Source organism: Penaeicola halotolerans (genome assembly GCF_016464625.1).
Classification (GTDB): Bacteria; Bacteroidota; Bacteroidia; order Cytophagales; family Cyclobacteriaceae; genus Penaeicola; species Penaeicola halotolerans.
Genome location: NZ_JAEAGO010000222.1, coordinates 1 through 236, shown reverse-complemented (window position 1 = coordinate 236; position 236 = coordinate 1). Strand labels below are relative to the sequence as shown.

At 42.8% G+C, this 236-nt stretch carries 1 pseudogene; it reads right to left on the bottom strand.

Features of this window, described 5'->3' with window-relative positions:
• A pseudogene (locus tag I5349_RS14075) lies at positions 1-236 on the bottom strand (DNA polymerase III subunit delta); the annotation flags it as partial.

Here is a 236-nt window from a genome sequence, read left to right as displayed (position 1 = left end):
GAATTGACCTGTATAGCTGTCTTATCGAAGATTTTAGCTTCTGCTTTACGTCCATCGAGTGTTTTATTCTTATGAGCAAAAACCAATATAGTAGAAGGCATGGGGTTCTTCAAATAAGCCTCCAAGAGGGTTTGGCCTTGCTCCTTATTGAGATCTGGGGTTTCCTTGGCCTCTTTCACAATGACTACTTGACGATCAGCCATCATGGGCAATCGCTTGGCATTGTTGAGGATAGT